This window comes from Quadrisphaera setariae (genome assembly GCF_008041935.1).
GTDB classification, from domain to species: Bacteria; Actinomycetota; Actinomycetes; order Actinomycetales; family Quadrisphaeraceae; genus Quadrisphaera; species Quadrisphaera setariae.
The window spans coordinates 277,961-301,827 of sequence record NZ_VKAC01000007.1; the positions used below are offsets into that span (position 1 = coordinate 277,961).

Genomic DNA, 23,867 nt, shown 5'->3' on the forward strand with positions numbered 1-23,867 from the left:
CTCCCCGACGCCCCGCGCCGCGTCACGCGGGTTTCCCCGGCGGCCCGCCCGGGGCCGTCGTCGCTGAGCGCCCACCCTCCCGGCACGGCCGCCGCGCCTTCCACCGGCGACGGTCGTGCAGCTGCGCGCCGCCTCCCGGGATGGCCGCGCTCCTGCAGCTGGCCGGTCCCGCCCACTGGGCAGGCTGGGTCCCGGTGAGCAGGCTGAGTGCCGGATCTCGGCCCGGAACCGGCACTGGGCCTGTCCACCGGCACTCGGCTTCCCCACCTCGCGACGCGCAGCGCGGTGGCGGGGTGCCAGGTGGCGCCGACGTGCATGAGCGTCAACGCCAGGGGGTCTTGGGTCGGCTCACGTCCGCTTCCGGCCCCGGAAGCGGACGTGAGCCTGCCCAGCGTGGGTCACGCTCCCCGAGGGGACCGCCGGTCGTCGTGGGCGAGCCTCAGACGGCGGCGGGCTGCTGACCGGCGCCGAGCTCGCTGCGCAGGTGCGCCGGGGTCCAGCCCAGCGCCGGGGCCACGTGCTCGGCGATGGTCGCCAGCAGCCGGGTGTTGTACTCCACGCCCAGCATGTTGGGGATCGTCAGGAGCAGCGTGTCCGCCTCCTGCACGGCCACGTCGCGGGCCAGCTGCTCGGCCACGGCGTCGGGGTCTCCGGCGTAGTGGCGCCCGAAGCGGGCCAGGCCGCCGTCGAGGAAGCCGACCTGGTCGGTGCTGTCGACGTCACCGCCGAAGTAGAGCCGGTCCTCCTCGGTCGTGATGGGCATGACGCTGCGCGAGACCGACACCCGCGGGGTGCCGGACCAGCCGGCCTGCACCCACGCCTCGCGGAAGCCCGCGATCTGCTCGGCCTGCAGCTCGTCGAACGGCACGCCGGTGTCCTCGGTGAGCAGGGTGGAGCTCATGAGGTTCATGCCCTGCTCTCCGGCCCAGCGGGCGGTGGCGCGCGTTCCGGCGCCCCACCAGACCCGGTCCGCGAGGCCGGGAGCCTGCGGCTGCACCGAGAGCAGGCCCTGGCGTCCCGTCATCTGCGGGTCCATCGGTGCCACACCGGCGCCGGCGATGGCGGCGCGGAACCGCTTCGTGTGGTCGCGGGCCAGGTCGGCGTCGCTGCGCCCCTCGGGCGGGACGTGGCCGAAGGCCTCAGCGCCGCGCAGCGCGGGCTCCGGTGATCCCCGGCTGACGCCGAGCTGCAGCCTGCCGCCGCTGATGAGGTCGGTGGAGGCGGCCAGCTCGGCCATCGCCAGCGGCTCCTCGTAGCGCATGTCGATGACGCCGGTGCCCAGCTCGATGCGCGACGTGCGCGCGGCCATCGCCGCGAGCAGCGGCCACGGCGAGGAGAGCTGGGGGGCGAAGTGGTGGACGCGGATGAACGCGCCGTCCAGCCCGAGCTCCTCGGCGGCCACGGCCAGCTCGACGGTCTGCAGGAGGGCGTCCGCCCCGGTGCGCACGTGAGAGCCGCGGGCGGGGCGCCAGTTGCCGAAGTTGAGGAACCCGATGTTCTTCATGTTTCAACTAACCCAGAGGGCGTGCGGTCTGTTCCCGCGACACCCGCCGCAGCACCCGCCGACGGGTCAGGCGGTGGGCTGGGCGATGTCGGTGGCGGCGAGCTGGCCGCAGGCCCCGTCGATGTCACGGCCGCGGGTGTCGCGCACCGTGGTGGGGATGCCCGCGTCGCGCAGGCGCCTCACGAACTCGGCCTCCACGCCCGGGTCCGACGCCGTCCAGCGGGACCCGGGGGTCGGGTTGAGCGGGATGGGGTTGACGTGCACCCATCCGCTCCCCCGCGCCAGCAGCTGCTCGGCCAGCAGGTCCGCGCGCCAGGCGTGGTCGTTGACGTCGCGGATGAGCGCGTACTCGATGCTCACGCGACGCCCGGTGGCGTCGAAGTAGCGCTTGGCGGAGTCGAGCACGGCGGCCACGTCGAAGCGGCTGTTGAGCGGCACGAGCTCGTCGCGCAGCACGTCGTCGGGGGCGTGCAGGCTCAGCGCGAGCGTCACGGCGAGCCCCTCTCCCGCGAGCCTGTCGACGGCGGGGACCAGGCCCACCGTCGAGACGGTGATGCCGCGGGCGGACATGCCCAGGCCGTCGGGGGCGGGGTCGACCATGCGGCGCACCGCGCCGACGCACGCCTTGTAGTTGGCGAGCGCCTCCCCCATGCCCATGAAGACCACGTTGTGGACGCGCTCGCCGGTCGGCGCCAGGCGCCGGTTGGCGGCGTGGACCTGCTCGACCACCTCGGCGGCCGACAGGTTGCGCTGCAGACCGCCCTGGCCGGTGGCGCAGAACGGGCACGCCATGCCGCACCCGGCCTGGCTGGAGACGCACAGCGTCACCCGGCCCGGGTAGCGCATGAGGACGCTCTCGATGCGGGCCCCGTCGAAGAGCTTCCAGAGCGTCTTGACGGTGTCGCCGTCGTCGGCCTCCAGCGCGCGGGTCTCGGTGAGCAGCGGCGGCAGCAGTGCAGCACCCAGCTGCTCGCGCAGCGCGGCCGGCAGGTCGGTCATGCCCGCGGGGTCGACCTCACCGCGGCCGAAGTAGTGCTGGGCCACCTGCTTGACGCGGAACGGCGGGACGCCCAGCTCGGCGGCGGCGGCCGCGCGGTCACCGGGGGCGAGGTCGGCCAGGTGCCGCGGCGGCTTGGCCCGCCGCGGGGCGGCGAGGGTCAGCGCGGGACGGCCCCCCGCGGGAGCGGCGGGTGCGGCGGGGGTGGTGGGCGCGGCGTCAGACATGGCGTCGTCCATGGTCCCACGACTGAGCAGCAGCCGGCGCCCTGCGAGCCGGTCACCGGCTCAGCGCAGCAGGAGCTCCAGCAGCAGCCAGGTGGTGGGGGCCACGGCGAGCAGGGAGTCGAGCCGGTCGAGCATCCCGCCGTGCCCGGGGACCAGGGTGCCCATGTCCTTGATGCCGAGGTCGCGCTTGAGGATCGACTCGGACAGGTCGCCCAGGGTCGCGGCGACGACGGCCCCCAGGCCCACGAGCGCGCCGGCCCACCACGTGCCGCCGAGCAGCAGCCACACCGACAGGGAGCCGGCCACGAGGCAGGCCGCGGCGGAGCCGGCCAGTCCTTCCCACGACTTCTTGGGGCTGATCGACGGCGCCATCGGGTGCCGGCCGAACAGGACCCCGGCGGCGTAGCCACCGACGTCGCTGCAGACGGTGAGCAGCACGAACACCAGCACCCGCAGCGCCCCGTCGTCCGCGGCGAGCATGAGCACCGCGAAGCCCGCCAGCAGCGGCAGCCAGCCCACCACGAGGACGGCGGCGGTCACGTCGCGCACGAGGGCGACTCCCGGCGCGGACGTGCCCTCTCCCACGTGCGGCGGCAGGTCGGGCACCTCGAGCACGCGCCAGAGCACGGCGGCGACAGCGGTGAGGCACACGCCCACGAGGAGCGCGTCCAGCCCCCCGACGTAGGCGGCCACGAGCGTGGCCGCGGAGCCGACCACCAGGGGCACCTGGGTGACGCGGCGGTGCCGTGTGGCCAGCGCCCGGGCGAGCTCGCGGACCGACAGGCCCACGGCGACCGCGGCGATGACGATGAAGACCTGCTTGAACAGCAGCAGCGCGGCCAGCACGCCCCCGCCGAGCAGCACACCGGCGATGATCGCCGCGGGGAGGTTGCGACCCGCCCGCCCCGGAGGGCGGACGGGCTTCACCGCAGGGCCGGCCACGGGTCCCACCAGGTCTCCGGCCCGTCGCTCAGACGGCGAGGAGCTCGGTCTCCTTGTGCTTGACGAGATCGTCGATCTCGTCGGTGAAGCGGCGCGTCAGGGCGTCCAGCTCCTTCTCGGCGCGCGCGACGTCGTCCTCACCGGCCTCGCCGTCCTTGACGACGCGGTCCAGCTCGTCCTTGGCGCGGCGGCGCACGCTGCGCACCGACACCTTCGCGTCCTCGGCCTTGGACTTGGCGAGCTTGATGTAGTCGCGCCGCCGCTCCTCGGTGAGCTGCGGGAGGATGATCCGGATGACGTTGCCGTCGTTGGACGGGTTCACGTCCAGGTCGGAGGCCCGCAGCGACTTCTCGATCGCGGCGATCGAGGTCTTGTCGTACGGGCTGATGAGCACCGTGCGCGCCTCGGGCACCTGGAAGGACGCCAGCTGCTGCAGCGGGGTCATCGCGCCGTAGTACTCGACGTTGACCTTCGCGAACAGCGCCGGGTTGGCGCGGCCGGTGCGGATCGCCGAGAAGTCGTTCTTGGCGACCTCGACGGCCTTCTCCATCTTCTCCTCGGCCTCGAGGAGCGTGTCGTCGATCACAGGCCTTGTCCTCCTCGTCAGTGCGTCACGTCCGGGCTGCCCCGCGCCCCCGCAGGGGGCGCAGGGACTCAGCCCGCCGAGACGAGCGTGCCGATCCTCTCACCGCGCAGCGCGGCGGAGATGGTGCCCTCCCCGTCCATGCCGAACACGACCATGGGGAGGCCGTTGTCCATGCACAGGCTGAAGGCGGTCGCGTCGACGACCTTGAGCTGCTGGCGCAGCGCGTCGCCGTAGCTCACCTCGTCCAGGCGGGAGGCGTCGGGGTCCTTGCGGGGGTCGGCGGTGTAGACGCCGTCGACGCCGTTCTTGGCCATGAGCACGGCGTCCGCACGGATCTCCAGCGCACGCTGGGCGGCCACGGTGTCGGTCGAGAAGTACGGCAGCCCGGCGCCCGCGCCGAAGATGACGACGCGACCCTTCTCCATGTGGCGGATGGCGCGGCGCGGGACGTACGGCTCCGCGACCTGGCCCATGGTGATGGCCGTCTGGACGCGGGTGTCCACGCCCGCCTGCTCCAGGAAGTCCTGGAGGGCCAGGCAGTTCATCACCGTGCCGAGCATGCCCATGTAGTCGGCGCGGCTGCGGTCCATGCCGCCCTCGCTGAGCTCGGCACCGCGGAAGTAGTTGCCCCCGCCGACGACGATCGCCACCTGCACGCCCTCGCGGACGGGCCCGACGATGGCGCCGGCCACGGCGGCGACCACGTCGGGGTCGACCCCGACGCGGCCGCCGCCGAACGCCTCACCCGACAGCTTCAGGACGACGCGGCGCCAGCCGTCACCACGCAGGCTCGCGCCGTCCTGTCCGCTGCTCACCGGGGTGCTCACGGTCTCAGGCGCCGACCCGGAAGCGGGCGAAGCCGAGGACCTTGACCCCGGAGTCGTTCAGCACCTGCTGGACGGTGCGCTTGGGGTCCTTGGCGAAGGACTGCTCCAGCAGCACGTTGTCCTTGAAGAAGCCGTTCACGCGGCCCTCGATGATGCGCGGCAGGGCGGCCTCGGGCTTGCCCTCCTCGCGCGCGGTCTCCTCGGCGATGCGGCGCTCGTTGGCCACGGTCTCCTCGGAGACCTCGTCGCGGTGCAGGTGCAGCGGCGACAGGGCCGCGACGTGCATGGCGACGTCGCGGGCGGTGTCGACCTCCTCGCTGTCCAGCGCCACGAGCACGCCGATCTGCGGGGGCAGGTCGGGGCTGGTGCGGTGCAGGTAGGAGGCGACGTGCTCGCCCTCGAGGCGGGCCACGCGGCGCACCTCGATCTTCTCGCCGATGGTGGCGTTGGACTCGTCGAGCAGCGCCTGCAGCGGCTTGCCGTCGATCTCGGCGGCCAGCAGCGCCGCGGCGTCCTTGGCGCCGGAGCTGACGGCCAGCTCGAGCACCCGGTCGGCCAGGGCGATGAAGCGCTCGCCCTTGGCGACGAAGTCGGTCTCGCAGTTGACCTCGACGAGGGTGCCCACGCCGCCCTCGACGCGCGCGGCGACGAGACCGTTGCTGGTGGTGCGCCCCTCGCGCTTGGTCACGCCCTTGAGGCCCTTGACCCGGAGGATCTCGATGGCCTTCGCGCGGTCGCCGTCGGCCTCGTCGAGCGCCTTCTTGACGTCGAGCATGCCCGCGCCGGTCTGCTCGCGCAGGGCCTTGATGTCAGCGGCGGTGGTCGCCATGGGGTCCGTCCTCTCGCCTGGTGTCCTCCGCGCGCCGGGGGTGTCGGGGCGCGGTCTTCGTGGTCTGGGGGCCGCCGTCCCGGTCGGGCTCGGCGGCGGTGCCGCGCCGCCCCGGTGGGGGCGGCGCGGCGGTGGCGCGGAGAGCCGCGTCAGGCGGTCGGGGTCGCCTCGTCGGCTGCGGCCTCGGCCGGAGCGGCGTCAGCCTCGGCCGGAGCGGCCTCGGCGGCGGGCTCGCTGGCCTCGCCCTCGGCCTGCGCGATCGCGGCGGCCGGCTCGGCGCCGGTCGGGACCTGGGCGGCGGCCTCGGCCTCGCCCTGGGCGGCGGCAGCACCAGCGGCGTTGTCGCCGGCGCCAGCACCGGTCTGGGTCTCGCCGGCCAGCAGCTCGGCCTCCCACGCGGCCATCGGCTCGGCGGCAGCGGAGTCGCCACCACCGGCGCGGGTGCGCAGGCCGTCGGCCACGGCGTCGGCGATCACACGGGTCAGCAGCGTGACGGAGCGGATCGCGTCGTCGTTGCCGGGGATCCGGTAGTCGACCACGTCGGGGTCGCAGTTGGTGTCGAGGATCGCCACCACCGGGATGCCCAGCTTGTGCGCCTCGGTGACCGCGAGGTGCTCCTTGTTGGTGTCCACGATCCAGACGGCCGAGGGCGTGCGGGCCATGTCGCGGATGCCGCCGAGGGTGCGCTCGAGCTTCTCCTTCTCGCGGCGCATCATGAGCAGCTCCTTCTTCGTGCGGCCCGAGGAGGCCACGTCGTCGAAGTCGATCTGCTCGAGCTCCTTGAGGCGCTGCAGGCGCTTGCTCACCGTCTGGAAGTTGGTGAGCATGCCGCCCAGCCAGCGCTGGTTCACGTAGGGCATGCCGACGCGCGCGGCCTGCTCGGCCAGCGGCTCCTGGGCCTGCTTCTTCGTGCCCACGAAGAGGATCGAGCCGCCGTGCGCCACGGTCTGCTTGACGAACTCGTAGGCGCGGTCGATGTGGGTCAGCGACTGCTGCAGGTCGATGATGTAGATGCCGTTGCGGTCCGTCAGGATGAACCGCTTCATCTTGGGGTTCCAGCGACGGGTCTGGTGCCCGAAGTGGACGCCGCTCTCGAGCAGCTGGCGCGTGGTGACGACGGCCATGCCGCACTCCTCTCGGCCCCGACCGGGTTCGACTCCGGACGCGGGGCTCATCTCGGTTCTCGCAGCGGTCCGGGTCCGGCCGCCGCCCTGGTGCCTGCGGAGCGCCACCACCCAGCTGCGCCGGGACCGAGGTGGCGCACCCCGCCACGAGGCGGTGTGCGGGCACGCGAAGTACCGGTCGCAAGACCGGCCGTGCCCCAGTCTACGCGGACGGGCGGGTCTGCCCGGACCACGGCCCCGTCGAGCGGCGCTCCGGCGGCGGTCGGGGCGTCGTCCGCCCACAGGGTGCCGGGGACGCGTTCCGTCCACAGCCCTGTCCACAGGACGGGGACGGAGGCACCGCGCTGCACCGCGCGCGCAGCAGCCTGGGCCGGTGCCCGCCCTCGTCGTCGTCGTGCTCCTGTCGGTGGCCGCAGCCCTCCTCACGGGGGCCTCCGCGGCGAGCGCCGCCCCCGCTGCACCCGCGGGCACGGCGTGGTGGTGGCCCCTGGACGACGACGGCGGGCCGCCCGCCGTCCTGCGCCGCGCCTCGCTGCCGCAGCGCCCCTGGCAGCCGGGGCACCGGGGCGTGGACCTCGCCGCCGTCCCCGGGCAGGACGTCCTGGCGCCGGTGGACGGCGTCGTGGTGGCGGCGGGTCTCGTCGCGGGCCGACCGGTGGTGAGCATCCGGGCGGCCTCGGGGTGGCGGGCGACGCTGGAGCCCGTGGTGGCGGCGGTGGCGGTCGGCGACCGGGTGGTGCGCGGTCAGCGCGTCGGGGCGCTGGCGGGCGACGCTGCCCACTGCGGGACGTCGACCTGCCTGCACTGGGGCGTGCGGACCGGCTCGGGCGCCCAGACGCGCTACCGCGACCCGCTGGCGCTGCTGCGCCCCCGGGTGCGCCTGCTCCCGGTGCCCGGCTGGGGCGCCGCAGCGACGGTCAGACCACCTGTCAGACCACTGGTCGGAGCGGTCAGCTGGCTTCCGCGAGCTTGGCGCGCATCGCCACCACGGCCTTGGTGTGCATCTGGCACACCCGCGACTCCGTCACCCCGAGGACCTTGCCGATCTCCGACAGGGTGAGGTTCTCGTAGTAGTAGAGCGTCACGACGATCTTCTCGCGCTCGGGCAGCTGGTCGATGGCGCGCGAGAGGAGGTACTTGGTCTCCTCGTTCTCGAACGCGGTGACCGGGTCCTCGACGCGCGTGTCCTGGAGGGTGTCGCCCAGGGAGAGGGACTCGCCCTTCTCCCCGGTCACGCCGAGCAGCTCGTCCAGGGCCACCACGTTGACGTAGGAGACCTGGCTGAAGATGTTGTGGAGCTCCTTCAGCGTGATGCCCATCCGCGAGGCGACCTCGGGCTCGGTGGGCGTGCGGTGCAGCTCCGACTCGAGCGCGGCGTAGGCGCGCTCCACGTCGCGGGCCTTGCTGCGGACCGACCGCGGGATCCAGTCCATGGCGCGCAGCTCGTCGATGATCGCGCCGCGGATGCGGGTGATCGCGTAGGTCTCGAACTTGATGGCGCGCTCGAGGTCGAACTTCTCGATGGCGTCGATGAGGCCGAAGACGCCGTAGGAGACGAGGTCGGCCTGGTCGACGTTGGCCGGCAGGCCCACGGCCACACGGCCCGCGACGTACTTGACCAGGGGGGCGTAGTGGATGATCAGGCGCTCGCGGACCACCGGGTCCCCGTGGGTCTTGAACCGCTCCCACAGGTCGCGCAGGAGGGCCTCGTTGCGGGCCACGGTCTCGGCGTCGGCGCCCTTGACGGCCAGGCGGCTGCTGAGGCGCGGTGCGCGCGTCGGGGCGACGGGCGCCTCGGTGGTCGTGATCGTGGGCGCTGGGGGCGCCGCCACGGGAGCTGTCTCGGTCATGCTGCCCTGCCTCTCCCCCGACGGGGCCCCCACCGGGCGCCTGCGGGCGCTCACGCCCGCGGGTGGGCCTGTTCGTAGCTGCGTCGCAGGCGCTCGACGGAGACGTGGGTGTAGACCTGCGTTGTCGCCAGGCTAGCGTGGCCGAGCATCTCCTGGACGGACCTCAGGTCCGCGCCGCCGTCGAGCAGGTGTGTGGCCGCGGTGTGGCGAAGGGCGTGCGGAGCGGCGTCGACGCCCTCGTCCAGGCCTCTGAGCAGCGCGTGGACCACGGCCCGCACCTGGCGCTGGTCCCAGCGGCCGCCCCGGGCGCCGAGCAGCAGAGCCGGCGGAGACCCGGGCGTGGCGAGTCGCGGACGCCCCCGTTCGAGGTACTCCCCCACCGCGCGGTCGGCGGGCTGGCCGTAGGGGACCACCCGCTCCTTGGAGCCCTTGCCCAGCACCCTGAGCGTCCGGCGGGACCTGTCGACGTCGTCGACGTCGAGGCCGACGAGCTCGCTGACGCGGATGCCGCTGGCGTAGAGGAGCTCGGCGGCGGCACGGTCGCGCAGGTGCGTCGGCTCGTCGTCGTCGGCGCGCGTGGCCGCGAGGTCCATGAGGCGGCCCGCCTGGTCGGCGCGCAGCACGGTGGGCAGGGTCTTGTTCGGCGAGGGCGACCGGAGCCTGAGGGCTGGGTCGACCGGCAGCCGACCGGTGCGCACGGCCCACGCGGTGAAGCTGCGCACCGCCGAGGTGCGCCGCGCCAGCGAGGACCTGGCGGCGCCGGAGGCGGCCAGGGAGCCGAGCCAGGAGCGCAGGTCGGCCAGCTGGAGGGAGGCGAGGTCCGCCCCGGTGGTCTCCAGGTGGGCCTGCAGCGAGGCGAGGTCAGCGGCGTAGGCGCGGGTGGTGGCGGCCGAGGCGCCGCGCTCCAGCTCGAGGTGCCGGCAGAACAGCACCGGCCACTCCTCCGGTGCGCCCGCCCGGTCCTCACGCTCGTGGTCCACCCGCCCACTCTCGGTGAGCGCCCTCGCGAGGGCCAAGCGGGGCGCGCCGCCACCCGTCGGACACCCGCGCCGCCAGGCCGCGCCGGGACAGCTCCCGCAGCACGGGCGGCACGTCCACCGCGGCGAGCCCGGCCGTCACGGCGATGCGCTCCACCGGCCTGGCCGACGCCAGCGGCAGGGCGTCGAGGACGGCCACCTGCACCGGGTCCAGTCCGTCGTGGGGCCGGGCCGGTGCCTCGCGCACCGGATCGGGCGCCAGGGCGTCGACGAGCTGGAGGACCTCTGCGGCGCCGGTGACGCAGACGGCCCCGGAGCGCAGGAGCCGGTGGCACCCCTCCGAGGACGGAGAGGTCACAGGTCCGGGCACCGCTCCCACCGGCAGGCCGAGGTCCAGCGCCAGGCCGGCCGTGGACAGCGAGCCCGACCTCCACCCCGCCTCCACCACCACGGTGGCGCCGGAGAACGCTGCGATGAGGCGGTTGCGCTGGAGGAAGCGCCGCCGCATGGGGCTGGACCCGGGCGGCACCTCGCTGACCACCAGGCCCTCCTCCGCGACAGCGCGCAACAACCTCTGGTGGGAGGCCGGGTAGGCGCGGTCCACGCCGCAGGCGAGCACCGCGACCGTCGGGGCGCCGGCAGCGAGCGCACCGCGGTGGGCGGCCCCGTCGACGCCGAGTGCGGCGCCCGAGACGGTGGTCGCCCCGGCGTCCCCGAGACCCACCGCGATGCTCGCGGCGATCCGCTCCCCGTAGGCGGTGGCCGCGCGGGCGCCGACCACGGCGGCGCTGCGCTCGCAGGCCGCTGCGAGGTCCACCGGGCCCCGCACCCACAGCGCGAACGGCTCACCTCCGTTGAGCAGGCCCAGACGTCCGGGCCACTCGGTGTCTCCGTCGAGCACCACCCGGCCGCCGAGCGCCTGGACCCTGGCGAGGTCGCGCTCGGGGTCGGTCTCCTGCCAGCGGCCGGCCCAGCGCGCCAGGCCGGCGCGCAGAGCGGCCAGCGACTCCCCCGGCAGGCACTCCGAGGCGCTCACCGGTGCCGGCGACGCCAGCCGCTCGAGGGCGGCGCACCCCCCTCGTGCGGCCACGAAGCCCTTCGCCACGAGGTCCTCCGGCTCCGCCAGCCGGGACCAGGCGAGCATCGCGAGGCGGTCGTCGCCGGCCCAGCGCGGCAGGCGACGGCCGAGCTCGGGCAGCGCGTCCTGCCAGCCACCAGACGCGTCGACGGGCCCGGTCACGCGACGGCCCAGGGCAGCCGCCACGACAGCGCCCGCTCGACGTCGTCCTGGGCCGGCGCGGAGCGGCCGGCGAGGTCCGAGAGGGTCCACGCGACGCGGAGCACGCGGTCGAGGCCGCGCAGGGTCAGCTCGCCCTCGTCGAGGCGCGCCATCGCTGGGCGCACCACGGCGGGCGGCAGGCGCAGGGGTCCGCGCAGGTGCCGGCCGGGGACCTCGCCGTTGCACCGCCACGGCGTTCCGCGCAGGCGCTCGGCGGCAGCTGAGCGCGCCGTCGCCACCTCAGCGGCCACGCGCGCCGATGACGGCTGGCGCGAGGTCCCGCGCTCGGCGGCGTCGAGCTCGGTGCGGGAGACCGGCGCCACCGCCACCTGCAGGTCGACGCGGTCCAGCAGCGGGCCCGAGAGCCGGTTGCGGTAGCGGCGCTGCTCCTGGGGGCTGCAGCGGCAGGCGAGTCCCCTGTCGGTGGCGCGCCCGCACGGGCACGGGTTGGCCGTGCACACCAGCTGGAAGCGCGCCGGGAACCTGGCGGTCCCCCGCGAGCGCGCGATGACCACCTCGCCGTCCTCCAGGGGCTGGCGCAGCCCCTCGAGCACGCGGCGGTCGAACTCGGGGGTCTCGTCCAGGAGGAGCACGCCCCGGTGGGCGCGAGAGACCGCGCCCGGCGCGGGCCCGGTGGAGCCGCCGCCGAGCACGGCCGCGGCGGAGGCGGTGTGGTGCGGCGCCTCGAACGGTGGCCTGTCGAGCAGCCCGCGGGAGGGGTCGAAGGTGCCGGAGAGGGAGTGCACGGCGGTGACCTCGACGGCATCAGCCTCGGTCAGGGGCGGCAGCACGCCGGGCAGCCGGGCGGCCAGCATCGACTTGCCGGCACCGGGCGGCCCGGTCATGAGCAGGTGGTGGCCGCCGGCGGCGGCCACGCGCAGGGCGTCGAGCGCGTCGGCCTGGCCGACGACGTCGCCGAGGTCACCCGCGGAGCCCTTCCCACCGGCGGCGCCGCCAGCGCCACCGGGGACCCCGGGGGCACCCGTCCCGTCGCGCCGGGAGGAGCGCGCCGGTGCTGCCACGGCGCTGCCGCCGTGGGCGCGGACCACGTCCCCCAGGTGCTCGACGGGCACCACCTCCACACCGGGCACCAGCGCGGCCTCCGCGGCGTTGGCCGCGGGGACGATGGCGCGACGCACGCCCTCGGCCCGGGCGGCGAGCACGGCGGGCAGCACGCCGCGGACCGGGCGGACCCAGCCGTCCAGGCCGAGCTCGCCGAGGTGGAGCGCGCTGGCCGCCGACGCGGGCAGCAGCCCCTGCTGCGAGGCGAGGACGGCTGCGGCCACGGCGACGTCGAAGGAGGCGCCCTGCTTGGGCAGTGACGCCGGGGAGAGGTTGACCACCACCCGGCGGTCGGCCACCGAGAGCCCGGCGTTGCGCAGCGCCGCGCGCACGCGGTCGCGCGACTCGTTGAGGGCCGTGTCGGGCAGCCCGGTGACCACGAACGCGGGGAGGCCGTGGGTGACGTCGGCCTCGACCTCCACGAGGTGACCGGCGAGGCCGACGAGGGTCACGGACAGGGACCGGCCGACGCTCACGCGCCCTCCACGCCGCGCACGTGCTGCACGCTGGCCCGGCCCCCGGCGTCCAGGAGCACGCCGACCACGTCGAGGCGCAGCCTCCCGGCGCGGGCGCGGGCGGGGTGGTCGGCGCACCACAGCCCGAGCAGCCGGCGCAGGCGCGCCACCTTGAGCGGTGTCACTGACTCCAGCGGGGTGCCCGCGGCGGTGGTGCGGCGGGTGCGCACCTCCACACCCACGAGGGCGTCGCCGTCGCGGACCACGAGGTCGAGCTCGCCCCAGCGGCAGCGCCAGTTCCTGTCGAGCACCTCCGCCCCCGCGGCGACCAGGTGCGCCTCAGCCACCCGCTCGCCGTGCGCACCGACCTCCCGGCGCGTGAGCGCCCCCACTGCGCCGGGCACCTGCGCGGTCCCGCGACCGTCCACCACTGCGACCACCTCCGGGTGGTCACGCTGCCCGCTCTCGCCGCGCTCCGGCTCACCCGGAGGACCGGCCTGTGGACAGACCCGCGAGGCACGTCCCCTGTGGGCGGAGCACGTGCTCACGCCACCCGCGGGGGTGGTGTCAGCCGGTGAAGCCCTCGGGCTTGGGCACCTCGAGGTCGCTCTTGGACAGCTCCTCGACGTTGACGTCCTTGAACGTCACCACGCGGACCGTCTTGACGAACCGAGCCGAGCGGTAGACGTCCCACACCCAGGCGTCGGAGAGCACCAGCTCGAACCACACCTCGCCGTCGGTGGTGCGGGGTCGCAGGTCGACGGAGTTGGCCAGGTAGAACCGGCGCTCGGTCTCCACCACGTAGGAGAACAGGCCGACGACGTCGCGGTACTCGCGGTAGAGCGCGAGCTCCATCTCGGTCTCGTAGTCCTCGAGGTCCTCAGCGCTCATCGCCGCTCATCATGCACCCCGCGCGCTGAGCGCCTCGTCGGAACCCCGGAGCTGGTCACGGGCCGGGGCCTCGGTCGGGGGCTCGAGGGCGCCGAGCAGGTCGAGCTGCTCCGCCAGCGCCGCCCGGCCGGCGGTGGTGACGCCGGGCAGGCGCCAGCTGCGCCGGTGCTGGTCGCAGGGGCCGAGCTCGCGCAGCGCCGTGAGGTGGTCGGGGGCGCTGTAGCCCTTGTTGCCAGCCCAGCCGTAGCCGGGGTGCTCGGCGTCGAGAGCGGTCATGAGGGCGTCGCGCTCGACCTTCGCCAGCACGGAGGCTGCGGCCACGGCGGCGCAGCGCAGGTCGCCCTTGACCTGGGTCACCACGTCCACCGGGGCGGCCAGCGGAGCGCAGCTGGCCTGCGGCGGCGGGTGGGGCCGGTTGAGCCAGTCGTAGTCGCCGTCGAGCAGCGCCGCGGCGGGCAGGCCCGGCAGCTGGTGGAGGGCGCGGGTGCCGGCGAGCCGCAGCGCCCGCAGGATGCCCAGCGCGTCCACCTCGGCGGCCGAGGCGTGCCCGACGGCGCAGCTCGGCGCCCAGCGCCGCAGGGCCGGCACGAGCGCCTCGCGGGCGGCGGGGCTGAGGAGCTTGGAGTCGCGCAGGCCGACGGGGGCGCTGCGGGTAGACAGCTCGACGACGACGACGCCGACGGTCACCGGCCCGGCCAGCGCACCGCGCCCGACCTCGTCCACGCCGGCCACGAGGGCGTGGCCGGAGCGCAGCAGCTCGCGCTCGCGGCGCAGGGTGGGGGCGGCGGAGCGGGGACGCCGCTGGACCGCCCGCGCGGTCGCCCGCTCAGCCACCGGAGGCGGCCGGGACGCCCTCGAACGCCTCGGCGTGCCGGCCCAGCCAGGTCAGCCTGTCGAGCGGCCAGACGATGACCACGGCTCGTCCCACGACGTCGTCGACGGGAACAGCACCACCGCCGGGAGAGCCCGGGTGGTAGCGGGAGTCGCCGGAGTTCTGGCGGTTGTCGCCCTCCACCCACAGGCTGTCCGGCGGGACGGTGACGTCGAAGGGCTTCTCGCTGGAGATGGACCCGGGCTTGAGGAAGTCCTCGTGGATCGCGACGCCGTTGATGGTGGTGAGACCCTCGGCGTCGCAGCACACGACGTGGTCTCCGGGCAGGCCGATGACGCGCTTGATGAGGTGCTGGCCGGAGTTGGACGGAAGCACTCCCACGAAGGTGAGCACGTCGACGACGGCGTTCCCGACGGGCCCGCGGTCGGGCTCGGGCTGGGGCTGCAGCCAGGCGCCCGGGTCCTCGAAGACGACGACGTCACCGCGCTGCAGGGCGAACGGGCCCGGCGTCAGCTGGCTGACGAGCACCCGGTCGCCGCGCAGGAGCGTGTCCTCCATCGACTCCGAGGGGATGTAGAACGCCTGGACGAGGAAGGTCTTGACGAGCAGCGACAGCACGAGGGCGGCCACCACCACGACGGCGGCCTCGCGCACGGCCGCGAAGACGCCGGCCAGGGGCCCGCGGCGGCGCGCGCGGCGGTCGGGTCCGTCCGGGGGCGGGGACTCGTGCCGCGCCTGCTGGTCAACCACTCGTCCTCCGCGGGGATGGGGGTCGGGGCGTGCGCCCGTCGACCTCGGAAGGCTACGTCGGCGTGCTGGGAGGTCCGGACGCGCCGGAGGCCCGGTCCGTGGACGGACCGGGCCTCCGGTGCTGAGCCGTGATCTGGCCGCGTGGGGCTCAGGCCGGACGGCTGTCGCGCTTCTCCTTGATCTTGGCGGCCTTGCCGCGCAGGTCGCGCAGGTAGTACAGCTTCGCGCGGCGCACGTCACCGCGGGTCACGACCTCGATGGAGTCGATCGCCGGGGAGTGCAGCGGGAAGGTGCGCTCCACGCCCACGCCGAAGCTGACCTTGCGGGCGGTGAAGGTCTCGCGGACGCCGCCGCCGGAGCGGCGGATGACCGCGCCCTGGAAGACCTGGATGCGGGAGCGGCTGCCCTCGACGACCTTGACGTTGACCTTGATGGTGTCGCCGGGGCCGAAGGCCGGGAGGTCGCTGCGCAGCGAGGCGGCGTCGAGAGCGTCGAAGGTGTGCACGGTTGGTGTCCGTTCCCGCGGTGCCACAGGTCACGCGCGACGTCTGGCCTGCCGCGGTCAGCGGTCGGGCCGGTGGTCTGGTCCTGTCGTCGTGCCGGGTTCCCCTCCGGCGACCGCGCGCCCCCTGTGGCAGGGGCGGGCACCGGTCACGGCACGGCGTCCAAGTCTGCCACAGCTCGGCGGACCCCTCGACCAGCCACCTCGCCCCAAGACCGTGCAGGACCGCTCGCAACCACGCGAGGCGTGAGCTGCAGGCGCGGACCACCACGGTGTGACCCGCCGGAGCACCCGCACCGACCACGTCCCCGCACCGACCCGGGAGGCTCCCGTGGACCTCCACCGCTCGACCCTGCTCGCCCTGTCCGGAGCCGCCCTCGTCGGCTCCTTCGCCACGAGCCTCGCCGGCGGGCTCCTGCACCCCGTCGTGGACGGGCGCGCCCACTCCGTCGAGGCGCTCACCGCGCCCAGCGGCACGTCGGCGCAGCTGCTCATCTGCGTGGGCGCCCTGCTCCTCGTGCTGGGCCTGTCCGCGACCCTCGCCTGGCTCGCACCGCGCGCACCCCTCCGGCGGTCAGCCGGGGCGGCGCACCCCGCTGTCGCCGCTCTCCCAGCCCAGGTCGGCCAGGACGGCGCGGTCAGCACGGGTCACCTGTGCGGGGTCGAGCTGCTCGAGGAGGTCGGGACGGCGGTCGGCGGTGCGTCGCAGCGACTGCTCGCGGCGCCAGGCCGCGACCTTGGCGTGGTGGCCCGAGAGCAGCACCTCGGGAGCCGAGCGGCCCTCCCAGGTGGCGGGTCGGGTGTACACCGGCGCCTCGAGCAGACCGCCGGTGGCCGGGGCGTGAGACTCCTCGACCACGCTCTCGGGGTTGCCGAGCACCCCGGGCAGGAGCCTCGCGACGGCCTCGACGACGGCGAGGACGGCGACCTCGCCACCGTTGAGCACGTAGTCGCCGAGGCTCACCGGGGTCACGGGTCCCTGCTCCGCGGCGGCCTCGAGCACCCTCTCGTCGATGCCCTCGTAGCGGCCGCACGCGAACGCCAGCCACGCCTCGCCCGCCAGGTCGTGGGCCATGGCCTGGGTGAACGGCACCCCGGCAGGGCTCGGCACCAGCAGGTGCGGCACCGCCTCGGGCTCCTCCAGCGACCCGCGGCCCGCCTCGCGCACCGCGGCCAGCGCCGCGGCCCACGGCTCGGGGCGCATCACCATGCCGGCACCCCCGCCGAGCGGGGCGTCGTCCACGGTGCGGTGGCGGTCGGTGGCCCAGGAGCGCAGGTCGTGTACGTGCAGGTCGAGAAGACCCGTCTGGCGGGCCTTGCCGATGAGCGAGAGCTCCAGGGGCGACAGGTACTCGGGGAAGATCGAGACGACGTCGATCCTCACGGCTCGATCACCGCGCGTCCTCCGGGGCGCCGTCACCCTCGAGGAGGCCGCCAGGTGGGTCGAGGACCACGCGGCCGCCGTCGACGTCGACGACGGGCACGAGCGCGGCCACGAACGGGATCCGCGCCAGCGAGCCCGACGGCTGCCGCACCACGAGGAGGTCCTGCGCCGGACCGTGCTCGACGCCGACGACCTCGCCAGCGGTGCGACCGTCGGTGCGCTCGGCGCGCAGGCCCACCAGTGCGGGCACGGACCAGGCGTCCGGCTCCTCGTCGCTGGCGGCGGGGACGTCGGCCAGGAGGAGCACCCCGCGCAGGGTCTCCGCGGCGGCACGATCGGTGACACCGCGGAAGGACAGAAGGGTCACCCCGTTGTGGTCACGGGCCTGCTCGAGCACGAGCGGCCCGACCGCGGCGGGGTCGGTGGAGAACACCGCTCCCCCGACGAAGCGCTCGTCGGGGGAGTCGGTGCGGACCTCGACGCTCACCTGGCCGCGCACCCCGTGGGGGCGCCCGACGCGGGCGACGACGACCTCCATGTGCAGTTCCCGTCAGGAAGGACGACGGCGGGGGCGGTCGACGTCGACGACGTCGACGCGCACGTCCTCGTCGCCCGCCAGGGCGCCGACCACGGTGCGCAGCGCCTTGGCCGTGCGACCCGAGCGCCCGATCACCCGGCCGAGGTCCTCGGGGTGCACGCGCACCTCGAGGACCTCGCCCGAGCGCAGGCGACGGGTGGTGACCCGGACGTCGTCGGGGTTGTCGACGATGCCGCGGACCAGGTGGTCGAGCGCGTCAGCGAGCACGACGGCCTGCTCCTGCCCGGTGCTCAGGCCGAGGTGCCCGAGGAACCGGCCTCAGCCGGCTCGTCGGTGCCGTTCGGCTGCTCGGCGTTGGCGACCTCGGCCGGCTCGACCTTGTCGGCCTTCTTCGGCTTCTCGCGCTTGTCGGCGGAGAAGTCCTCGGAGCCGGCGGCGGGAGCCTTCGGAGCCTTGGTCTTCAGGGTGCCCTCGGTGCCGGGGAGGCCCTTGAAGGTCTGCCAGTCACCGGTGATCTTGAGGATGGCCTCGACCTGGGGGGTCGGCTGGGCGCCGACGCCGAGCCAGTACTGCGCGCGCTCGCGGTCGACCTCGATGAGCGAGGGCTCCTCGGTCGGGTGGTACTTGCCGATCTCCTCGATCGCACGACCGTCGCGCTTGGTGCGCGAGTCGGCGACGACGATGCGGTAGTACGGGGCGCGGATCTTGCCCAGGCGCTTGAGGCGGATCTTGACAGCCACGGGGTAATGCTCCTGCTTCGGTTCGCGGGTGTGGGCCGGCGGCCGCGCGTGGGGTGTCGCGCTGCGTCGGGCCCGAGGACCAGCGGATCGCGGAGAGAGGGGCCGCACACCGCCGAGTACAGCCCTCGATCGTACCGGTAGTTCTGACCGCCTCAGTCACCGGCTGCTGGAGCCCCGGCGCAGCGGCTCAGAGGCGGCCCGCCTCCACGACCCGGCGCAGGAAGGTCCGGGTGCGCTCGTGCTGCGGGTCGACGAGCACCTGCTCGGGCGGGCCCTGCTCCAGGAGCACGCCGCCCTCGAGGAAGCACACGACGTCGGCGGCGGACTTCGCGAAACCCATCTCGTGCGTGGCCATGAGGATGGTCATGCCCCCGGCGGCGACCTCGCGGACCAGCGCGAGCACCTCCCCCACGAGCTCGGGGTCGAGCGCGGAGGTCACCTCGTCGAGCAGGAGCAGCCGCGGCTGCACCGCGAGGGCGCGCACGATCGCCGTGCGCTGCGCCTGGCCGCCGGAGAGCTGGTCGGGGTAGGCGCGGGCGCGCGCTGCGAGGCCGATCCGCTCGAGCAGCTCCATGGCGGTGGCCTCGGCCTGCTCGCGCGGCACGCCGTGCACGCGGCGCGGGGCGAGGGTGACGTTGTCCAGCACCGACAGGTGCGGGAAGAGGTTGTAGGCCTGGAACACCACCCCGATGCGGCGGCGCACGGCGTCGGCGTCGACCCGGGGGTCGGTCACGTCCTGCCCGTCCAGCCACACCTGGCCGTCGTCGACCTGCTCGAGCAGGTCCACGCAGCGCAGCAGGGTCGACTTGCCCGAGCCGGACGCCCCGATGAGCGTGACCACCTGGTGCTCGTCGACGTCGAGGTCGATGCCGCGCAGCACCGGCGTGGCACCGTAGGTCTTGACCAGGTTCCGCACCCGGAGCACCGGCTGCTGCGCGGCTCCCCCGGGCTGCTCGCTCACAGGACCCCTCCCGCCTGCTGCCGGCGCCGGGCCCGCGCCGTGGCCCAGTCCGCGAGGCGCGCGGTCGGCACGGCCATCACCACGAAGAGGAGCGCGGCGACGATGTACGGGGTGAAGTTCCCCGTGGTCGCCGAGAGGATCTGCGCCTGCCTCACCGCGTCGATGGCCCCCAGCACGGAGATCAGCCCGACGTCCTTCTGCAGCGCGACGAGGTCGTTGAGCAGGGGTGGCGTGACGTTGCGGACGGCCTGCGGGAGGACGACGAGCCGGGTGGTCTGCCGGTGGGTGAGCCCCAGGGCGCGCGCGGCGGCGCGCTGGCTGGGGTGGACGGACTCGATGCCTGCGCGGAAGACCTCGGAGACGTACGCGGCGTAGATGAGGACGATGGCGATCGTCCCCAGGACCACGGGGTCCGTCGGAACGCCCTGCAGCCGCAGGCCCGGCAGCCCGAAGCCGATGATGTAGAGCAGCACGATGAGCGGGATGCCGCGGAAGACGTCGGTGTAGAGCGCCATGAGGAAGCGGACGGGCGCCCAGACGGGTCCTCGCACGGTGCGCAGCACCGCCACCCCGAGCCCCAGTGCCAAGACGCACAGCGCCGCGACGACGAGCACCCGCAGGTTCAGCCACAGTCCGTCGAGGACCAGCGGGAGCGCCCGGCGCGCCACGTCAGGGTCCAGGAACGACTCCTGGGTGCGGGGCCAGCCCGGGGCGCTGACCGCTCCCGCCACGAGCAGGCCGGAGAAGACGAGGGTGGACAGCAGGGCGACCCACGTCGACCGTCGCTGCCGCGAGCGGCGGTAGGACCGGCGCCCCAGCTCGACCTCGCTCAGGGCGGGCAGGAGCCCACCCCGAGCCTCGCCGAAGACCTCAGAGCCCGGTGCGCTCACTTCAGGACGGGCGCCTGCGCCGCCTCGTCGAGCCACTCCTGCTGCAGCTTGGCGAGGGTGCCGTCCTCGCGGAGCGTGGTGACGGCGCGGCTCACGCACGCGGTGAGCGGCGACCCCTTGTCGAGCACCATGCCGAAGGTGTCGGTGGCGCCGCCGCTGGGCGTCTCGAGCTGGCCGACGACCTTGCCGGCGTCGAGCTGGGCGCCCGCCATGTAGAAGGCGGTGGGCAGGTCGACGACGATGGCGTCCACCTGGCCGTTCTTCAGCGCGGCGACGGCGTCGTCGTTGGTGTTGAAGACGCTCGGCTGCTGCGACGGCCCGATCTGGTCGGTGATGGCGGTGTAGCTGGTGGTGCCCACCTGGGCGCCCAGGCGCAGGTCCTTGAGACCCGCGAGGTCCGTCACGGAGGCTGCCTTGGAGGCGCCGTCGGTGACCACGGCCTGTGCCACGTCGTAGTAGGGCGTCGAGAAGTCGACGGCCTGCTTGCGCTCGTCGGTGATGGAGAACTGGTTGATGTCGACGTCGAAGTCCTTCGGGCCCGGAGCGATGGCGGCGTTGAAGCTGCCGACCTTCCAGGTGACCTTGTCCTTGGAGTAGCCCAGCTGGCCGGCGACGGCGTACGCGACGGCGGACTCGTAGCCCTTGCCGTTGCTCGGGTCGTTGTCCGAGAACCACGGCTCGTACGCGGGGGTGTCGGTGGCGACCGTGAACACCCCCGGCGTCAGCGTCTTGAGGTCGGCCGGGGAGCAGCTCGCCGTCGTCGTCGCCGAGGCGGAGCCGTCGGCGCTGGTGGCACCGGTCCCCGCAGCCTCGTCCTGCGGAGCGCAGCCCGCGACGAGCAGGGCGGACGCACCGGCGAGGGCGGCGAGCAGGAGGGCGGGTCGGCGCAGCACGGGCCGAAGAGTAGTTGAGTCGCAGACGACCCGGTGCTCGCGCAGGTCAGGTCGCGACGGCGCGTCCCCGCAGCACCACCGCGCGTGGCGCCCGCAGCACCTCGACGTCCTCGCGGGGATCGGCCGGCAGCACGAGGAGGTCGGCCGGGGCGCCCTCCTCCAGGGCGGGCGCGCCGAGGTAGGCCCGCGAGCCCCAGCTCGCCGCGCCCAGCGCCTGCAGCGGCGTGAGCCCGGCGGCCACCAGGGCGGCGACCTCGTCGGCGACCAGCCCGTGCGGCATCTCCGTGCCGGCGTCGGTGCCGACGAGCAGTCGCACGCCGGCGTCGACGGCGTCGCGCACGGCCTGGGGGCGCCGGGCGTGCAGCGCCCGCATGTGGGCGGCGTAGGTGGGGAACTTCGGTGCACCTGCGGCGGCGAACTCGAGGAACCGAGCGGTGTTCACGAGGGTGGGGGTGATGGCCACGCCCGCTGCGGCCGCTGCGGCGGCGGTCTCGCCGTCGAGCCCGGTGGCGTGCTCCCAGCAGTCGACGCCGGCGGCCAGCAGGTCGGGCAGGGTCTGCTCGGAGAAGGTGTGGACCGCCACCCGTGCGCCGAGGGCGTGCGCCGCCTCGACAGCTCGGGTCAGCTCCTCCACCGGCCAGCACGGGGAGAGGTCGCCCGTGGACCTGTCGATCCAGTCACCGACCACCTTCACCCAGCCATCACCGGCCCGGGCCTGCGCCGAGACCGTGGCCACGAGGTCCTCCGGCTCCACCTCCTCCCCCACCCCGCGCAGGTAGCGCCGCGAGCGCGCGACGTGCCTGCCGGCGCGCAGCACGCGGGGCATGGCGTCGTCGTCGTCCATCCAGCGGGTGTCGGCCGGGGAGCCGGCGTCGCGCAGCAGCAGCGCGCCGGCGTCGCGGTCGGTCTCGGCCTGGCGGCGGGCGGTCTCGGCGTCGACCGGGCCCTGCGGTCCGAGGCCGACGTGGCAGTGCGCGTCGACGAGGCCGGGCAGCACCCAGCCGTCCAGCACGTCGGCGCCCTCCGTGGAGTGCGGGCGGTCGAAGGTGATGCGTCCGTCGAGCACCCAGGCGCCGTCGCGGACCTCCACCTCCCCGGACTCGTCGAGGCGGGCGAGCACGGGCCCGGGGAGGTGGATCACGACCAGCAGCCTGTCAGCGGCTCGTCAGCGGCCCAGGTGCTTCTCGAAGCCCGGCGGCAGCTCGAAGCCCGGCGGCAGCTGCGGCTCGTCGCCGCCGGCGCCGAAGGCCGCGCCCGGCCCGAACGCCGACCCGCGGCTGGCGAGGGCCTTCTCGGAGGCGGCGCGCTCCTGCTCGGCGCGCTTGGCGGGGTTCCCCGACTTGCCAGCCTTCGACTTCTTGCCCTGGAGCGCTTGCGTGCGCCCGCGCGACTTCTTGCCGCCCGCGAGGCCGGCCATCCCGCCGCCGGGCCCGCCGCCCATGCCGCCGAGCGCGCCGGCCAGGCCGCCGCCGCCCTTGGCCCGCATGGCGCGCATGACCTTCTGCGCCTCGGTGAACCTGTCGATGAGCTGGTTGACCTCGCTGACCTCCACGCCGGAGCCGCGGGCGATGCGGGCGCGCCGCGAGCCGTTGAGCACCTTGGAGTTGTGGCGCTCCAGCGGCGTCATGGACCGCACGATCGCCTCGATGCGCTTCATCGCGCCGTCGCTGGCGAGCTCGTCGAGCTGGTCCTTCATGGCGCCCATGCCGGGCAGCATCCCCAGCACCTTGTTGAGCGGGCCCATCTTCTTGAGGGCCTGCATCTGGGTGAGGAAGTCCTCGAGGGTGAAGTCCTCCCCGGCCTCGAAGCGGCTGGCGAGCGCCGCGCTCTCCTTGGCGTCGAAGGCGCGCTCGGCCTGCTCGATGAGGGTGAGCACGTCACCCATGTCGAGGATGCGCGAGGCCATCCGGTCGGGGTGGAAGACCTCGAAGTCGGCCAGGCCCTCGCCGGTGGAGGCGAACAGCACCGGGCGGCCGGTGGTGGTGGCCACGGACAGGGCGGCGCCACCGCGCGCGTCGCCGTCGAGCTTGGTGAGGACGACGCCGGTGAGGTCGACGCCCTCCTGGAACGCCTGCGCCACCGCGAGCGCGTCCTGGCCGATCATCGCGTCGACCACGAACAGCACCTCGTCGGGCTGCGTGGCCTCCCGGATGTCGGAGGCCTGCTGCATCATCTCCGCGTCGACCCCGAGGCGGCCGGCGGTGTCGACGACGACGACGTCGTACTGCTTGTCGCGGGCGTGCTCGACGCCTCGGCGCGCCACCTCGACGGGGTTCCCGACGCCGTTGCCCGGCTCGGGGGCGAAGACCTCCACGCCGGCGCGCTGGCCGACCACCTGCAGCTGGGTGACGGCGTTGGGGCGCTGGAGGTCGCAGGCGACGAGGAGCGGGGTGTGCCCGGTGTCCTTGAGGTGCTTGCCGAGCTTGCCGGCCAGCGTGGTCTTGCCGGCGCCCTGCAGGCCCGCGAGCATGATCACGGTCGGCGGGTTCTTGGCGAAGCGCAGGCGGCGCGTCTGGCCCCCGAGGACGCCGATGAGCTCCTCGTTGACGATCTTGACGATCTGCTGCGCCGGGTTCAGCGCCTGCGAGACCTCCGCGGACAGGGCGCGCTCGCGGATGCTCCCCGTGAACGCGCGCACCACGGGCAGGGCGACGTCGGCCTCGAGCAGCGCGCGGCGGATCTCGCGCACCGTCGTGTCGACGTCGGCCTCGGTGAGCCGGCCCTTGCCCCGCAGGCCCTTGAAGGTCGCGGTGAGACGGTCGGACAGGGAGCTGAACACGACGTCCAGGCTACCGGCGGACCGGCGGGCCCAGGGCGCCCACGGGTC

At 74.7% G+C, this 23,867-nt stretch carries 26 protein-coding genes; 1 reads left to right on the top strand and 25 read right to left on the bottom strand.

Annotation, left to right across the window (positions count from 1 at the left end; genetic code table 11):
- Window positions 1–439: 439 nt before the first annotated feature.
- From FMM08_RS13625 to rpsB, 7 genes are all read right to left on the bottom strand, one after another.
- Window positions 440–1,504, bottom strand: coding sequence for an LLM class flavin-dependent oxidoreductase (locus FMM08_RS13625; protein WP_147926902.1), 1,065 nt, complete (start codon window positions 1,502–1,504; stop codon window positions 440–442).
- A 66-nt stretch (window positions 1,505–1,570) separates the two neighbouring features.
- Entirely contained in the window at window positions 1,571–2,728 is a 1,158-nt protein-coding gene (gene rlmN, locus FMM08_RS13630; protein ID WP_147926903.1) for a dual-specificity RNA methyltransferase RlmN, read from the bottom strand.
- Between the two features lie 60 nt (window positions 2,729–2,788).
- Window positions 2,789–3,670, bottom strand: coding sequence for a phosphatidate cytidylyltransferase (locus FMM08_RS13635; protein ID WP_255472381.1), 882 nt, complete (start codon window positions 3,668–3,670; stop codon window positions 2,789–2,791).
- Window positions 3,671–3,698: 28 nt separating this feature from the next.
- The gene (gene frr, locus FMM08_RS13640; protein WP_147926904.1) at window positions 3,699–4,256 is read right to left on the bottom strand and encodes a ribosome recycling factor; all 558 of its coding nucleotides are present in this window, start codon (window positions 4,254–4,256) and stop codon (window positions 3,699–3,701) included.
- A 68-nt stretch (window positions 4,257–4,324) separates the two neighbouring features.
- Window positions 4,325–5,083 (bottom strand): UMP kinase, encoded by a 759-nt coding sequence (gene pyrH / locus FMM08_RS13645; RefSeq protein ID WP_147926905.1) that lies wholly within the window; start codon window positions 5,081–5,083, stop codon window positions 4,325–4,327.
- A gap of 4 nt (window positions 5,084–5,087) precedes the next feature.
- On the bottom strand, window positions 5,088–5,912 hold the full coding sequence (gene tsf / locus FMM08_RS13650) for a translation elongation factor Ts (protein ID WP_147926906.1): 825 nt from the start codon (window positions 5,910–5,912) through the stop codon (window positions 5,088–5,090).
- A 149-nt stretch (window positions 5,913–6,061) separates the two neighbouring features.
- A complete protein-coding gene (rpsB, locus tag FMM08_RS13655) occupies window positions 6,062–7,036 on the bottom strand; it encodes a 30S ribosomal protein S2 (RefSeq protein ID WP_147926907.1) in 975 nt (324 codons plus the stop codon).
- A 373-nt stretch (window positions 7,037–7,409) separates the two neighbouring features.
- On the opposite strand from rpsB, the gene FMM08_RS23420 reads away from it, so the two are divergent.
- The gene (locus FMM08_RS23420) at window positions 7,410–8,096 is read left to right on the top strand and encodes a M23 family metallopeptidase (protein WP_222710752.1); all 687 of its coding nucleotides are present in this window, start codon (window positions 7,410–7,412) and stop codon (window positions 8,094–8,096) included.
- Here the strand turns inward: FMM08_RS23420 and whiG are convergent.
- The 18 genes from whiG to ffh all read right to left on the bottom strand — a co-directional run bounded on the left by whiG (window position 7,987) and on the right by ffh (window position 23,819).
- Complete coding sequence (whiG, locus tag FMM08_RS13665) at window positions 7,987–8,886, bottom strand: RNA polymerase sigma factor WhiG (RefSeq protein ID WP_147926908.1); 900 nt, start codon at window positions 8,884–8,886, stop codon at window positions 7,987–7,989. The genes FMM08_RS23420 and whiG overlap by 110 nt on opposite strands.
- A gap of 50 nt (window positions 8,887–8,936) precedes the next feature.
- Window positions 8,937–9,866: a tyrosine recombinase XerC gene (locus tag FMM08_RS13670; protein WP_147926909.1), complete on the bottom strand. Its 930-nt coding sequence runs from the start codon at window positions 9,864–9,866 to the stop codon at window positions 8,937–8,939.
- Entirely contained in the window at window positions 9,850–11,127 is a 1,278-nt protein-coding gene (gene dprA, locus FMM08_RS13675) for a DNA-processing protein DprA (protein WP_222710753.1), read from the bottom strand. Before dprA ends, FMM08_RS13670 begins: the two co-directional genes overlap by 17 nt.
- Window positions 11,100–12,680: a YifB family Mg chelatase-like AAA ATPase gene (locus FMM08_RS13680; RefSeq protein ID WP_147926910.1), complete on the bottom strand. Its 1,581-nt coding sequence runs from the start codon at window positions 12,678–12,680 to the stop codon at window positions 11,100–11,102. The genes dprA and FMM08_RS13680 overlap by 28 nt, the downstream gene beginning before the upstream one ends.
- Window positions 12,677–13,087: a YraN family protein gene (locus FMM08_RS13685; protein ID WP_255472384.1), complete on the bottom strand. Its 411-nt coding sequence runs from the start codon at window positions 13,085–13,087 to the stop codon at window positions 12,677–12,679. Before FMM08_RS13685 ends, FMM08_RS13680 begins: the two co-directional genes overlap by 4 nt.
- A gap of 139 nt (window positions 13,088–13,226) precedes the next feature.
- Window positions 13,227–13,550 (bottom strand): DUF2469 domain-containing protein, encoded by a 324-nt coding sequence (locus tag FMM08_RS13690; RefSeq protein ID WP_139713415.1) that lies wholly within the window; start codon window positions 13,548–13,550, stop codon window positions 13,227–13,229.
- Between the two features lie 9 nt (window positions 13,551–13,559).
- Window positions 13,560–14,384: a ribonuclease HII gene (gene rnhB, locus FMM08_RS13695; RefSeq protein WP_147926911.1), complete on the bottom strand. Its 825-nt coding sequence runs from the start codon at window positions 14,382–14,384 to the stop codon at window positions 13,560–13,562.
- The gene (lepB, locus tag FMM08_RS13700; protein WP_222710754.1) at window positions 14,377–15,132 is read right to left on the bottom strand and encodes a signal peptidase I; all 756 of its coding nucleotides are present in this window, start codon (window positions 15,130–15,132) and stop codon (window positions 14,377–14,379) included. The genes rnhB and lepB overlap by 8 nt, the downstream gene beginning before the upstream one ends.
- 148 nt (window positions 15,133–15,280) lie before the next feature.
- Window positions 15,281–15,637 (bottom strand): 50S ribosomal protein L19, encoded by a 357-nt coding sequence (gene rplS, locus FMM08_RS13705; RefSeq protein ID WP_147926913.1) that lies wholly within the window; start codon window positions 15,635–15,637, stop codon window positions 15,281–15,283.
- 571 nt (window positions 15,638–16,208) lie between these two features.
- A complete protein-coding gene (gene trmD / locus FMM08_RS13710) occupies window positions 16,209–17,018 on the bottom strand; it encodes a tRNA (guanosine(37)-N1)-methyltransferase TrmD (RefSeq protein WP_147926914.1) in 810 nt (269 codons plus the stop codon).
- A 7-nt stretch (window positions 17,019–17,025) separates the two neighbouring features.
- Window positions 17,026–17,556, bottom strand: coding sequence for a ribosome maturation factor RimM (rimM, locus tag FMM08_RS13715; protein WP_147926915.1), 531 nt, complete (start codon window positions 17,554–17,556; stop codon window positions 17,026–17,028).
- 12 nt (window positions 17,557–17,568) lie between these two features.
- Window positions 17,569–17,823, bottom strand: a complete 255-nt coding sequence (locus FMM08_RS13720; protein WP_147926916.1) for an RNA-binding protein — start codon at window positions 17,821–17,823, stop codon at window positions 17,569–17,571.
- 23 nt (window positions 17,824–17,846) lie between these two features.
- Window positions 17,847–18,296, bottom strand: coding sequence for a 30S ribosomal protein S16 (gene rpsP / locus FMM08_RS13725; RefSeq protein WP_147926917.1), 450 nt, complete (start codon window positions 18,294–18,296; stop codon window positions 17,847–17,849).
- Window positions 18,297–18,483: 187 nt separating this feature from the next.
- The gene (locus FMM08_RS13730) at window positions 18,484–19,257 is read right to left on the bottom strand and encodes an amino acid ABC transporter ATP-binding protein (RefSeq protein ID WP_147926918.1); all 774 of its coding nucleotides are present in this window, start codon (window positions 19,255–19,257) and stop codon (window positions 18,484–18,486) included.
- Entirely contained in the window at window positions 19,254–20,147 is an 894-nt protein-coding gene (locus FMM08_RS13735) for an amino acid ABC transporter permease (RefSeq protein WP_147926919.1), read from the bottom strand. Before FMM08_RS13735 ends, FMM08_RS13730 begins: the two co-directional genes overlap by 4 nt.
- Window positions 20,144–21,040 carry an ABC transporter substrate-binding protein gene (locus FMM08_RS13740; protein ID WP_147926920.1) on the bottom strand — a complete coding sequence of 299 codons (897 nt, stop codon included), beginning with the start codon at window positions 21,038–21,040 and terminating at the stop codon, window positions 20,144–20,146. Before FMM08_RS13740 ends, FMM08_RS13735 begins: the two co-directional genes overlap by 4 nt.
- Before the next feature lie 46 nt (window positions 21,041–21,086).
- Window positions 21,087–22,181: an amidohydrolase family protein gene (locus tag FMM08_RS13745; protein WP_147926921.1), complete on the bottom strand. Its 1,095-nt coding sequence runs from the start codon at window positions 22,179–22,181 to the stop codon at window positions 21,087–21,089.
- Window positions 22,182–22,205: 24 nt separating this feature from the next.
- Window positions 22,206–23,819 (bottom strand): signal recognition particle protein, encoded by a 1,614-nt coding sequence (gene ffh, locus FMM08_RS13750; RefSeq protein WP_147926922.1) that lies wholly within the window; start codon window positions 23,817–23,819, stop codon window positions 22,206–22,208.
- Between the last annotated feature and the right edge of the window lie 48 nt (window positions 23,820–23,867).